Annotated in this window: 9 protein-coding genes; 4 read left to right on the top strand and 5 right to left on the bottom strand. The window is 70.8% G+C overall.

The features are described from left to right. Nucleotides 1-163: 163 nt before the first annotated feature. From AB0P41_RS35210 to AB0P41_RS35190, 5 genes are read right to left on the bottom strand one after another with little or no spacing between them, the layout of a single operon-like run. A complete protein-coding gene (locus AB0P41_RS35210) occupies nt 164-1,477 on the bottom strand; it encodes a DUF58 domain-containing protein (RefSeq protein WP_365936105.1) in 1,314 nt (437 codons plus the stop codon). Between the two features lie 10 nt (nt 1,478-1,487). Further along, nucleotides 1,488-2,507 carry a MoxR family ATPase gene (locus AB0P41_RS35205; protein WP_365936104.1) on the bottom strand — a complete coding sequence of 340 codons (1,020 nt, stop codon included), beginning with the start codon at nt 2,505-2,507 and terminating at the stop codon, nt 1,488-1,490. Beyond that, complete coding sequence (locus tag AB0P41_RS35200; protein WP_365936103.1) at nt 2,504-3,733, bottom strand: DUF4350 domain-containing protein; 1,230 nt, start codon at nt 3,731-3,733, stop codon at nt 2,504-2,506. Before AB0P41_RS35200 ends, AB0P41_RS35205 begins: the two co-directional genes overlap by 4 nt. Beyond that, entirely contained in the window at nt 3,730-4,419 is a 690-nt protein-coding gene (locus AB0P41_RS35195) for a DUF4129 domain-containing protein (RefSeq protein WP_365936102.1), read from the bottom strand. The genes AB0P41_RS35200 and AB0P41_RS35195 overlap by 4 nt, the downstream gene beginning before the upstream one ends. 4 nt (nt 4,420-4,423) lie before the next feature. Further along, complete coding sequence (locus AB0P41_RS35190; protein ID WP_365936101.1) at nt 4,424-5,632, bottom strand: glycerophosphoryl diester phosphodiesterase membrane domain-containing protein; 1,209 nt, start codon at nt 5,630-5,632, stop codon at nt 4,424-4,426. 140 nt (nt 5,633-5,772) lie between these two features. Between AB0P41_RS35190 and mtnA the strand changes: the two genes are divergently transcribed. Genes mtnA through AB0P41_RS35170 form a run of 4 tightly spaced genes read left to right on the top strand, consistent with a single transcriptional unit; the run spans nt 5,773 to nt 11,499 of the window. Continuing rightward, a complete protein-coding gene (mtnA, locus tag AB0P41_RS35185; RefSeq protein ID WP_365936100.1) occupies nt 5,773-6,921 on the top strand; it encodes an S-methyl-5-thioribose-1-phosphate isomerase in 1,149 nt (382 codons plus the stop codon). A 4-nt stretch (nt 6,922-6,925) separates the two neighbouring features. After that, nucleotides 6,926-7,615 carry a two-component system response regulator MtrA gene (gene mtrA, locus AB0P41_RS35180; protein ID WP_187281934.1) on the top strand — a complete coding sequence of 230 codons (690 nt, stop codon included), beginning with the start codon at nt 6,926-6,928 and terminating at the stop codon, nt 7,613-7,615. A 1-nt stretch (nt 7,616) separates the two neighbouring features. Then, complete coding sequence (gene mtrB, locus AB0P41_RS35175; protein WP_365936099.1) at nt 7,617-9,650, top strand: MtrAB system histidine kinase MtrB; 2,034 nt, start codon at nt 7,617-7,619, stop codon at nt 9,648-9,650. Continuing rightward, nucleotides 9,640-11,499: an LpqB family beta-propeller domain-containing protein gene (locus AB0P41_RS35170; RefSeq protein WP_356708787.1), complete on the top strand. Its 1,860-nt coding sequence runs from the start codon at nt 9,640-9,642 to the stop codon at nt 11,497-11,499. The genes mtrB and AB0P41_RS35170 overlap by 11 nt, the downstream gene beginning before the upstream one ends. The last annotated feature ends 77 nt before the right edge of the window (nt 11,500-11,576 follow it).

The following is an 11,576-nucleotide window of genomic DNA, read 5'->3' as shown; positions in this document are numbered from 1 at the left end:
TACTGCAGGGGGGACCCTGTGGGAGAGTAGGACGCCGCCGAACAATTATTCCGGGAAAGCCCCGTGCCCTTGTGGCACGGGGCTTTTCTGCGTTCCCGGACTGTATCGGAGCTGGCAGGCGGCAGCCCGAATCGGTTACGGGAGCGCCACCTGCCGGGACCTTCTACAGTCGGCCGGCCGCTTTGAGCGCGAGGTAGGCATCAGCCAGGGCGGGGGCGAGGTCGTTGGGTGCGGCATCGACGACCGTGACGCCATGGCGCCGGAGCTGGTCCGCGGTGCGGCGACGCTGGGCTTGAGCCTGTGCGCCGGCGGCGGCCTCGTAGCTCGCGTCCACCGTGCCCCGCGCGCGGGCCATTACCTCGACGTGAGGGTCTGCCACAGCTGCGACCAGAACCGTATGGCGCTGGGTGAGCTGAGGCAGGACGGGCAAGAGGCCTTCTTCGACAGGCGCGGTTTCCAGGCTCGTGAGCAGGACGATCAGGGAGCGGCGGGGAGCACTTGCCAGCGCTGCCGTGCTGAGACCACGTGCATCGGTCTCCACGAGTTCGGGCTCCAGAGTGGCCAGGGTGCTGACGAAAGTGGACAGGACGTCCCCTCGCGCTGTTTTCCCCTGCACCCGGGCCCTGACACGCCGGTCGTAGGCGATCAGGTTCATACGATCGCCGGCGCGGGTCGCGAGAGCGGTGAGCAGAAGGGTCGCGTCCATGGCTGCGTCCAGTCGCGGCACATCACCTACCCGGCCCGCCGATGTCCGGCCGGTGTCGAGGACGACGAGGATGTGGCGGTCGCGCTCAGGCCTCCAGGTGCGTACAGCGACCGCGGACTGGCGCGCCGTGGCCCGCCAGTCGATGGAGCGCGTGTCGTCTCCCGGAACATAGGCACGGAGGCTGTCGAACTCCGTGCCTTCTCCCCGGGTGAGCACGCTGGTCCGGCCGTCGAGTTCCCGAAGCCGGGCCAGGCGTGAAGGCAGGTGCTTCCGGCTCGTGAAGGGCGGCAGTACGCGGACCGTCCAGGGCACGCGGTGGTATCCCTGCCGGGCCGCGAGGCCGAGGGGGCCGAACGACCGGACGGTGACGCGGTCGGCCTGGCGGTCTCCGCGCCGCGACGGACGCAGGAGCGTGGTCAGGCGGTGGCGTTCCCCGGCGGGTACGTCGAACCGGTGGCGGGACGTGGCCTCTTCGGACTCCGAGCTCCAGCTGCTGGGGGGCCAGGCGTCGCGGAGCTGGGCGCGGAGGCGGCGCCCGGACGGATTGGTCACTGTGAGTCGCACCGTCGCAGTGTCGCCGAGTCGAACGGATGTATCACCGGTTCGGGTGAACCGCAGCGTACGCACTGGCGCAGCCAGGGCGTAGTCGCACAGAATTGCCAGTGAGAGCGGGACATTGACCGCGAGCATGCCGGCCCAACTCGGGGCCAGGATGCCTACGGGGAGTGACCCCAGAGCCGCTAGCAGGGCGGCCCGTCCGGTGAGGGCCATGGTCACCGCCTCACCGGGGGACGGGCACGTGGGCGAGAACTGAAGTGATGACGGAGTCCGGGGTGACCCCCTCCATCTCCGCTTCAGGCCGCAGCTGTATGCGATGACGGAGTGTGGGCAGAGCCAGGGCTTTCACATCGTCCGGGATGACGTAGTCCCGGCCTGTGAGCCAGGCCCATGCGCGTGCGGTGGAGAGCAGGGCGGTGGCTCCTCGAGGGGAGGCCCCAAGGGTGAGTGAGGGGGATTCACGCGTGGCACGACAGATATCCACCACATAGGCGGCGATCTCTGGGGAGACCGAGGTCTTGGCGACGGCGGCGCGGGCCGCTTCGAGGTCGGCGGGGCCGGCGACGGGCTGTATGCCTGCTGCCTTGAGGTCACGAGGGTCGAACCCGTCCGCGTGGCGAGTGAGCACGTCGATCTCGTCCTCGCGTGAGGGGAGGGGGACCGTCAGTTTGAGAAGGAAGCGGTCCAGCTGTGCCTCGGGCAGCGGGTAGGTGCCCTCGTATTCGACAGGATTCTGGGTGGCCGCGACCAGGAAGGGGTCGGGCAGCGGCCGGGGGGATCCGTCGATCGTGACCTGACGTTCCTCCATGGCCTCCAGCAAGGAGGACTGCGTCTTGGGAGGGGTGCGGTTGATCTCGTCGGCCAGCAGGAGATTGGTGAACACCGGCCCGGGCTGGAAGGAGAACTCGGCGGTGCGGGCGTCGTAGACGAGTGATCCTGTGACATCGCTCGGCATGAGGTCGGGGGTGAACTGGACGCGCTTGGTGTCCAGTTCGAGCGAAGCGGCAAGTGCGCGGACCAGGAGGGTTTTCGCTACTCCGGGCACGCCCTCCAGGAGGACGTGGCCGCGGCAGAGGAGAGCGACGACCAGCCCGGTGACGGCCGGGTCCTGGCCGACCACGGCCTTCGCGATCTCGGAACGCAGAGCTTCCAGGGATGCGCGAGCGCTGTCGGACTGCGCCGGGGCCACAGGGTTCGCGGCGGTTGTCGCAAGCTCGGAGGTCTCCGGGGTCGGGGCGCTCATGAGGTGCGTACCTCTCTTTCGAGGGCGTCGAGTTGATCGGTCAGAAGGACGAGTGCGGCGTCATCAGCCGGCGCGGGACCGAAGAGGAGGTCGCCGAGGTCGCTGTCCGGGTGGCTGAGGCATGTGGCGAGGGCGGGAAGGAGGACCGCGCGGGAATCGGCGTCCCGGGGGGACACACCGAGGAGGGGCGCGATGCGGTTCCGGGTTGCGGAGCGCAGTTCGGCCGCGGCGCGGTCGCGGGCGTCGGCCTTGCGGTACAGGCGGGCCCGCCCTTCAGCGGACTCGGAGGCCCGGATGGCCACCGGCAGGTGCTCGGTGACCAGGGGGCCGAAGCGCCGTGCTCGCCAGACGGCGGTGAGCACGGCGGCGAGGGCCAGTTGGAGGGTGCCCCACAGCCAGCCGGAGGGGATGAGGCCGAGGAAGCCGCTTTCCCCCGGGGTTCCGCCGTCGTTGTCGTCGTCCCGGCCGGACGCGCCGCCAGGGGCTGCGGAGGGGTCGTCGAGCGAGGGGAGGTACCAGACGAGATGTGGGCGGGAACCGAGGAGTTGCAGACCGAGCGAGGCGTTGCCGTGCTGGTCGAGCCGGTCGTTGTAGAGGAAGTCGGGGGAGCCGAGCAGCACGGTGTCGCCGGCGCTCTGCCCCGGCAGGACAAGGAGGGAGGCGAGTCCGTTGTCCGGGTAGCAGGCGGTGGCCCGGCGTGCGTCGGTCGCGTAGTGGATGCCGCCGATCTCGGTGGTCCCCGCCGTGCGGGCCGCGGGGAGTTCGCAGCGTGGGGGGCGTACGGTGACCGGTCCGTGGGCTTCCGGGCGCACGCCGGGGGCGAGCCGGGCCACGGAGGGGCTGTCAGGGGCGACGAGGACGGTGCGGCCCGCGGAGCCGGCGGTCACCGTGTGGAGGCGCCGCTGCTGGTGTGCGGTGAGCACATTGGGTCCGGCGACGAGCAGGGTGGTGTCGGGGCCCACCGCGCCGTTGGCCTCGTCGAGGGTGGTGGCGACCTCGACGGATACGCCGCGGTCCTTGAGGAGCTCGGCGACGGCCCGGCTGCCGTAGGGGTCGGCGGAGCGGGGATCGAGCCGGCCGTGCTGACCGCCGGAGCGAACGGCGGCGAGGGCGACTCCGGCGACGACGAGGATGAGGAGGGCGAGCAGCAGCCCTCGGACGCGCTGCCAGATCTGTTGGGGGCTGCGAGCTTCCGAGGTGGTGGGAACGGCCGCGACGGCGGTCATCCGGCGTCCCCTCGGGGCGTGGCGGTGGTCAGCAGGGGCTTGGCGGCCTCGAGTTCCAGGTCGAGGGTGCGCAGGGTCAGGTATGCGGCCTCGTCGGCGCTGCGGCCCCCGTATGTGACCTCGTCGAAGATCCGGGCGGCGGCGCGGAGCCGGTCGGAGTGTGAGGGCATCAGCCGGCCCGCCTCGGCGGCTGCCTCGTCCGCGGTGCGGCCGGGGCGTGGGTCGAGCACGGCCCGGTCCTCCAGGGAGCGTACGAGCGCGCGCATCCGTTCCTGGACGGCTGCGGTCCAGCGGCGGGCCTCGGCGTGCGCGGCGGCGGCGGTTCGGTGGTCGTCCGCGCTGCGGGTGGTGCTGTCGAAGAGCGTCTCAGGGGAATGGGGGGCGCGCCGCGGGGTGCCGAGCCTCCACCACAGGGCGGCTCCCAGGCCGACGACGGCCAGAGCGAGCACGACGAGCCCCAGCGGGCCGCCGGGGGCGGCGTCGGCGGCGCCGGCGAAGAGGTCCCCGATCCAGTCCCAGAAGCGGTCGAGGCCGCGTTCCAGGAGATTCGGGTCGTGCTCGTGGTACATCGGGTCGGACAGTTCGTCCTGTGCTGCCTCGCGGGCGGGGACGCGTGCAGTGTCCACGGGTATCTCCTCGCCCGCCCGGATGAGTCGTACCGCTGTGGTGCCCCCCGCCCCCGTCACCGCATCAGCTCCTGGGGGTGTCGTAGCCGGGCACGCCCGCGGCCCGGGCGAGTTCGAGGTCGAGGGCTTCGCGGCGGATGCGCTGGTCGACGTAGAGCAGGGCCATCACTCCGGCGGTGAAGGGGTAGGCGAGTGTCGAGACGATCACTTCGCCGATGCCCGTGATGATGAGGAAGGGCCAGCCGAAGTCCGTCGAGCTGCTGTTGAGGAACTCGCTCAGGCCGTCGCTGTCCACGGTCACCGCGATGATGCCGAACGGGATCGCGATGATCAAGGTCAGCACGATGACCAGCAGGTAGGTGAGGGCCAGGATGCCGAAGGTCCGCCACCAGTTGCCCCTGACCAGCTTGGCGGACCGGCGGAGCGAGGTGATGACGGACTGCCGTTCCAGCATCAGCGCCGGCGCTGCGAGGGTGAAGCGGATCATCAGCCAGAGCACGACGCCGCAGGAGGCGAGGAAGCCGAGGAAGGTCAGGGCGAGGCCGCCCGCACCGCCACCGAGGGCCAGGCCGGGAAGCAGGCCGACCGCCATGATCGCGGCGCTCATCAGGCTCAGCAGAAGGGTCAGCCCGAGCAGCGGGAGAAGCCGGGGGCGGGCCTCGGACCATGCTGCGGAGAGTGTCAGGCTCCGGCCGAGTACGGAGCGGCTGATCACCACGGTGAGGACCGAGGTGGTGATGAGCGTGGCGATCATCGCGACCAGCGTGCCGGGGGCGCTGTTGATCAGCTGGGACTGTGCCGAGTCGGTGGCCTGGCGGAGCGCCTCCGCTCCGGTCGCGTTCGGGTCGACCGATGCCTGCTCGGGCAGCACATAGCGCTGAAGGAGGATGATCACGAGCTCGGCGATCACGGAGACGGTGAGGCTGATGCCCAGCACCGTGCGCCAGTGGGTGCGCATGGTGGACACCGCGCCGTCGAGGATCTCGCCGACCCCCAGGGGACGGAGCGGGATGACGCCGGGCTTCGCGGCCATGGGCGGGCGGCCCCAGCCGGATCCCTGGGGCATACCGCCCCAGCCGGGGGCGGGCGGTGGCGCGCCCGGACCGGTGCCGGGGGCGCTCGGCGGCGACCACTGCCCGGGAGGTGGCTGGGCGGGAGACCACTGCCCGGCCGGCCCGCTTCCGTCGACGGGGGCGGAGGGTTTGGGAATGCCCGTCCCCTGGTCGTCGGAGGGGGCGGATCCGGGCGAAGCCCAGCCCGGAGAGTCGTTCATCGTCGCTCCTTCACAGTCCTGTCCGCTCATCGGGGCGGCAGGTTGCCAGCCATCGTGCCACGCGTCGGACCGGTGCGGGTCCGGCGCTGTATCTCCTTCTTGCCTTCGTGCACGGGCGGTTCAGCGGGCAGACTGGGCAGATGGCTGATCAGGACGCGCAATCGCCGGTGGGTATCGAGGCTCCGGCCCTCTCCGTACTCCGCTGGGACGAGCCCCCGGAAGGCCCTGCGGTGGTGCTCCTCGACCAGACGCGGCTGCCTGCCGAGGAGGCCGAGCTGGTGTGTGCCGATGTGCCCGCGCTGGTGCGGGCGATCCGGACTCTCGCGGTGCGAGGGGCACCTCTGCTCGGCATTGCCGGGGGGTATGGGGTGGCGCTGGCCGCTGCCCGGGGCGAGGACGTGGCTCAGGCCGCGGAGCTGCTGGAGCAGGCGCGGCCCACCGCGGTGAACCTCGGGTACGGGGCGCGGCGGGTGGCGCGGGCGTACCGGGCGGCGGCCGGTAGCGGGTCCGGTCCGGAGGCGGCTGCTGTGGCGGCCCTGGCCGAGGCGCGCTCCCTGCACCAGGAGGACGCGGCGGCCAGCGGACGGATGGCGCAGTACGGTCTGGAGCTGCTCGGGGAGCTTCTGCCGGGGGGAGGCGGGCACCGGCTGCTGACCCACTGCAACACCGGGGCGCTCGTGTCCGGCGGTGCGGGGACCGCGTTCGCGGTGGCGCTGAGGGCGCACCGGAAGGGCACCCTGCGGCAGCTGTGGGTGGACGAGACCCGGCCGCTGCTCCAGGGAGCCCGGCTGACGGCGTACGAGGCGGCGCGGAACGGGATGCCGTACAGCTTGCTCACGGACAGCGCGGCGGGTTCTCTGTTTGCGGCGGGGGAGGTGGATGCCGTAATCATCGGGGCGGACCGGATCGCTGCGGACGGCTCGGTGGCCAACAAGGTGGGGAGCTATCCGCTGGCGGTGCTCGCGAAGTACCACCACGTACCGTTCCTCGTCGTGGCGCCCACGACCACGGTCGATCTGGAGACGGTGGACGGCACATCGATCGTCGTGGAACAGCGTTCCGCGACGGAAGTGACGGAGTTCACATCCATGCCGGGTGCTCCGGCCGGGGGTGAGGGCGGCGGGACGGTCGTCGCGCCCCTGGGAACCCATGCGTACAACCCCGCATTCGACATCACGCCGCCCGAACTGGTCACGGCGATCGTCACGGAGGAGGGCGTCATTTCCCCGGTCACGGGGGTCGGACTGGCAGAGCTGTGTGCCAGGTCATCGCAGGTAACGATTAGCTAATGGGATGATGTCGTTTATGAAGGGACGCGTCCTTGTCGTCGACGACGACACCGCACTGGCCGAGATGCTCGGCATTGTGCTGCGGGGAGAAGGTTTCGAGCCGTCGTTCGTAGCGGACGGCGACAAGGCACTGGCCGCATTTCGCGAGGCCAAGCCCGACCTGGTGCTGCTGGACCTCATGCTGCCCGGAAGGGACGGCATCGAGGTCTGCAGGCTGATCAGGGCCGAGTCGGGTGTGCCGATCGTCATGCTCACTGCCAAGAGCGACACGGTGGACGTGGTGGTGGGCCTGGAATCCGGGGCCGACGACTACATCGTCAAGCCGTTCAAACCGAAGGAGTTGGTTGCCCGGATCAGGGCGCGTTTGCGGAGGTCCGAAGAGCCCGCGCCGGAGCAGCTGGCGATCGGTGACCTGGTCATCGACGTGGCCGGTCACTCGGTCAAGCGGGAGGGTCAGTCCATCGCCCTCACCCCGCTGGAGTTCGACCTGCTGGTCGCCCTCGCCCGCAAGCCGTGGCAGGTCTTCACCCGTGAGGTGCTGCTCGAGCAGGTCTGGGGCTATCGTCACGCCGCCGACACCCGTCTGGTGAACGTGCACGTCCAGCGGCTGCGCTCGAAGGTGGAGAAGGACCCGGAGCGGCCGGAGATCGTCGTGACCGTCCGTGGGGTCGGTTACAAGGCCGGACCGAGCTGACATGACCCTGGGCAGCGCTGCTCCGCCACCCGGGGTGCCCGGGGCCCGTACGGAGCGGGCTGCCGGTCCGGCACGGGGTGCTCCTCGTTTCGGCCGGGCTCAGCTGGGCGGCCGGTTGTTCCGCGACCGGACGCCCGGCGGTCCCGTGCCGCGGCTGCTGATGCGCTGGATCCGTGGCCCGCTGCTGCCGGCTGTCCGCCTGTGGCGGCGCAATCTGCAGCTCCGCGTGGTGGCGGGCACGCTGCTGATGTCGATCGCCGTGGTGCTTCTCCTCGGGTTCGTCGTGATCGGGCAGGTCCGTAACGGCCTGCTCGAGGCGAAGGGCAAGGCCGCGCAGACACAGGCGGCCGGCGGTTTCGCGGCCGCCCAGACGAACGCCAACGCGCCTCTCGTCCCGGGTGACCAGAGCGAGGAGGGCGCCGACGGGATGACGGCGAACACCTCCTGGCGCACCGAGCTCGTCGACCAGCTCGCCAGCGGTGGCACGAACGCCTTCAACGTGGTGGCGCTCAGCCCCGACTCCGTCGGGCCCGGCACCACGAGCCGCGCCCCGCGCGGCTCGGGCAGCGTGGACGCGTCCAGCATCCCGCAGAGGCTGCGGGACGACGTGGGCAAGGGCGCGGGTGCCTTCCAGACGTACTCGCTGATCAAGTACTCGCACGGGAAGAGCGCCGAGCCCGGGCTCGTCGTGGGCAAGCGGCTCTACGACGTCGACCACAACCCGTACGAGCTGTACTACCTCTTCCCGCTCACGCAGGAGGAGAAGTCGCTGACCCTGGTCACGACGACCCTGGCCACGGCGGGCCTCTTCGTGGTCGTGCTGCTCGGTGCCATCGCCTGGTTCGTGGTGCGCCAGGTCGTCACCCCGGTGCGGATGGCGGCGGGGATCGCGGAGAGGCTTTCCGCGGGGCGGCTCCAGGAGCGGATGAAGGTCACCGGTGAGGACGACATCGCGCGCCTCGGCGAGGCCTTCAACAAGATGGCGCAGAACCTCCAGCTGAAGATCCAGCAGCTGGAGGAGCTCTCCCGCATGCAGCGGCGTTTCGTCTCGGACGTCAGCCATGAGCTGCGCACCCCGTTGACGACCGTGCGGATGGCAGCCGATGTCATCCATGAGGCGCGTGTCGACTTCGACCCGGTGACGGCCCGGTCCGCGGAGCTGCTGGGTGACCAGCTCGACCGCTTCGAGTCGCTCCTCTCCGATCTGCTGGAGATCAGCAGGTTCGACGCGGGGGCCGCGGCGCTGGAGGCCGAGCCGATAGATCTGCGTACGGTCGTCCGGCGGGTGATCGGCGGCGCCGAGCCGCTGGCGGAGCGCAAGGGCACCCGGATCCGGGTGGTGGGTGACGAACAGCCCGTGGTCGCGGAGGCCGACGCGCGTCGTGTCGAGCGGGTCCTGCGCAATCTCGTCGTCAACGCCGTCGAGCACGGTGAGGGGCGGGATGTCATCGTGCGGATGGGTGTCGCGCAGGGTGCTGTGGCCGTGGCGGTCAGGGATTACGGCGTGGGCCTGAAGCCGGGTGAGGCGACGCGGGTCTTCAACCGCTTCTGGCGGGCGGATCCAGCACGTGCCCGCACGACGGGCGGCACCGGACTGGGGCTGTCGATCGCCGTCGAGGACGCCCGGCTGCACGGAGGCTGGCTGCAGGCATGGGGCGAGCCCGGTGGCGGCTCGCAGTTCCGGCTGACCCTGCCGCGCACGGCGGACGAGCCGCTGCGCGGATCGCCGATACCGCTGGAGCCGGAGGACTCCCGGCGCAACCGGGAGGACCGTGAGCGTGCGGAGGCGGCGCCGGCGGCGAGCGAGCAGCGGTTGATGTCCGTACCGAGCCAGACGGGTTCCACGGCGCGTTCGCACCTGACGGTGCCGGCGCACGGAGGCGCGGCGTCGCGTGTGGCGATGTCGGTCGACCCGACGGCCCTGCCGGGCAGCGGGGCACGTGTGGTGTCACGTCCGGCCGGGGGCCGGCCGGGCGGGGGCGCCGACCCAGAGACGCAGGATCCGGAGCAGGAGGACACGACTCGTGGACACTGACCGCCGTCGGAGCGGACGGGCGGTGCGGTTGTCCGTGCTGCTCGGCTGCGGCGTCATGGTGCTCGCCGGGTGCGGAGCGATGCCGGTCACCGGCGACGTGAAGGCGGTCGACGCCTCGCAGCCCGGTGATTCACAGGTTCAGGTGTACGCCGTGCCGCCGAGGGAGGGTGCCACTCCCATCGAGGTCGTCGACGGCTTCCTGGAGTCGATGACCAGTGACGACCCCGATTTCGAGACGACTCGCAAGTATCTGACGGCGGAGGCGGGGCGCAGGTGGCAGCCGGGCGAGGGCACCACGGTGCTCGCGAAGGCGCCCAACCGCAACGGGCCCACGATCCACGACAAGGAACGCAGGAGCGCCGAGACCACGTACACGCTGACCGGCGAACAGGTGGCTGCCGTCGATGAGCAGAGTTCGTACCGGCCGCTGGCCCCGTCGGAGTACTCCCAGATGCTGCATCTGGTCCGGGAGAAGGGGACGGACGGCAAGCAGGAGTGGCGCATCGACATCGTGCCGGACGGTCTGGTGCTCGGGCAGTCCGACTTCAAGCGTCTCTACCGGTCCGTGAACAAGTACTACTTCGCTGCCGGGCGGACGGAGGAGGAGGCCGCGCTGGTCGCCGATCCCGTCTATGTGCGGAACCGCACGGATCCTGTGACCCGGATGGACACCGCCACGCAGACGGTACGGACGCTGCTGGAGGGGCCGTCGAACTGGCTGCGACCGGTGGTCGATTCACGCTTTCCCACGGGTACGGAGCTGCAGCGCGGGGTCACCTCGCTGACGACCGACGACCAGAACGTCCTGAAGGTGCCGCTCAACAAGAAGGCCGACAAGGTCGGGCAGGGCGCCTGCCGGATGATGGCGGCCCAGGTGCTTTTCACGCTGCGGGACCTGACGTCCGCCCGGGTGGGGCAGGTGGAACTGCAGGGGCAGCAGGGCCCGCTGTGCTCTCTCGGGGCCGACGAGGCGGAGGATTTCGCTTCGGGCAGGGGATCGGACGGGCCCGACAGCCAGTACTTCGTGGACGACGAGGGGCGTGTGCAGCGCATCCCCGGAAGCAGCAAGGGCAGTGGCGATCCGGAGCCCGTGACCGGTCCGCTGGGCAGCGGGACGGTGGCCATGAGCGCCGTGGGTGTGGCCAGGGACGAGGAGCGGGCCGCCGCGGTCTCGGAGAACCAGCAGCATCTCTACGTGTCCTCCCTCACCGAGGAGAGCGAGCCGGCCGCCCCCGTGGTGACCAGTCGGGCGAGGAAGGCCGCGGACCGGCTGTCCGCACCCAGCTGGGACGGCAAGGGCGATCTGTGGGTCGCCGACCGTGACCCGTCGGATCCCAGGCTGCTGCGTCTGGTCGACGGTGCCGGAGAGCCGCAGGAGGTGTCGGTGCCCGGTCTGAGCGGCGGGCGGATCGAGGCCCTGCGGATGTCCTCGGACGGGGTGCGTATCGCCCTGCGGGTTTCGAGGGACGGGCACACGACGCTGCTCATCGGCCGCGTCGAGCGTCATGGATCGGACGGGACCGAGCTGGTCTCGGTGGAGGACCTGCGCCAGGCCGCGCCCCAGCTGGCGGACGTGACGGCTGTTTCCTGGTCCGGCCGCAGCCGACTTGTGGTGGTGGGCAAGGAGGAGGGCGGTGTGCAGCAGGTGCGCTATGTCCAGGCCGACGGATCCACGTCGTCCTCCGGGGTCCTGCCCGGTGTGAACCAGGTGACGGCTGTCGCGGCTGCCGACGACGATCAGCTTCCGCTCATGGCGGACACCGAGAGCGACGGGATAGTCAAGCTGTCGCCGGGGGACAACTGGCAGACGGTCCTCAAGGAAGGTTCCTCCCTGGTCTACCCGGGCTGAGCCGCCTGTGAGAGCTGTCCGCACCGTCGGTGTGCGGTCGGCCTGGCCCCGCGTTTTCCACAGGGATGGCCGAGTGT

It is taken from the genome of Streptomyces sp. NPDC079167, from assembly GCF_040686735.1.
Taxonomy (GTDB): domain Bacteria; phylum Actinomycetota; class Actinomycetes; order Streptomycetales; family Streptomycetaceae; genus Streptomyces.
Note: the sequence above shows the minus strand (reverse complement) of the source record. Positions and strands in the feature narration are given on the sequence as shown.

What these genes read in the sequence shown, in the direction of transcription:
- AB0P41_RS35210 (WP_365936105.1), bottom strand. Translation starts at nt 1,477, where the DNA reads ATGGCCCTCACCGGACGGGCCGCCCTGCTAGCGGCTCTGGGGTCACTC.
- AB0P41_RS35205 (WP_365936104.1), bottom strand. Translation starts at nt 2,507, where the DNA reads ATGAGCGCCCCGACCCCGGAGACCTCCGAGCTTGCGACAACCGCCGCG.
- AB0P41_RS35200 (WP_365936103.1), bottom strand. Translation starts at nt 3,733, where the DNA reads ATGACCGCCGTCGCGGCCGTTCCCACCACCTCGGAAGCTCGCAGCCCC.
- AB0P41_RS35190 (WP_365936101.1), bottom strand. Translation starts at nt 5,632, where the DNA reads ATGAACGACTCTCCGGGCTGGGCTTCGCCCGGATCCGCCCCCTCCGAC.
- mtnA (WP_365936100.1), top strand. Translation starts at nt 5,773, where the DNA reads ATGGCTGATCAGGACGCGCAATCGCCGGTGGGTATCGAGGCTCCGGCC.
- mtrA (WP_187281934.1), top strand. Translation starts at nt 6,926, where the DNA reads ATGATGTCGTTTATGAAGGGACGCGTCCTTGTCGTCGACGACGACACC.
- mtrB (WP_365936099.1), top strand. Translation starts at nt 7,617, where the DNA reads ATGACCCTGGGCAGCGCTGCTCCGCCACCCGGGGTGCCCGGGGCCCGT.